Origin of the sequence: Acinetobacter lwoffii (genome assembly GCF_024129435.1) — a bacterium.
Lineage (GTDB): Bacteria > Pseudomonadota > Gammaproteobacteria > Pseudomonadales > Moraxellaceae > Acinetobacter > Acinetobacter lwoffii_F.
In genome coordinates, this window is sequence record NZ_JAMXXN010000083.1 from 1 (window position 1) to 417 (window position 417).

Sequence of the window (417 nt, forward strand, 5' to 3'; positions counted from 1 at the left end):
CTTCCTTAGTCATATTGCCAGCTGCTAGTAATTCTTTTATTCGTTTGTGCTTAGCCTCATTGGCTTTCTTACCTGTTGGCTTGTAACCCGAGCGTGCCAGGCCCTGCTTAATACGTTCTATACGTTTCTCATTGTCTAGGCGAGCCATTGTTGCCAGGAGATCAATCAACATATTATTGATGAGTTCCAGGATTGAATGAGTAATGCTGTCACTGGTTTGAATCATTTGGTAGGTAGTAGGAAGATCCGCTACGACTAAACGAAGTCCCTTCTCCTGGATCTTGCGCTTCAGCTCTTGAAAATCTCGTTGGGTTAGGCGTGATAATCGGTCAATACTTTCAACTAACAAGGTGTCACCTTGATTTGCTTCTGACAGCAGCTTATTCAATTCAGGTCGGTCTAACTTCGTACCACTAT

The 417-nt window shown here is 43.4% G+C and carries 1 protein-coding gene; it reads right to left on the reverse strand.

Going from position 1 to position 417, the window contains the following annotated elements; all coding sequences use genetic code 11:
• Positions 1-417: recombinase family protein (locus tag NI455_RS15405; RefSeq protein ID WP_253114901.1), on the reverse strand; the 417-nt coding region annotated here is incomplete at both ends.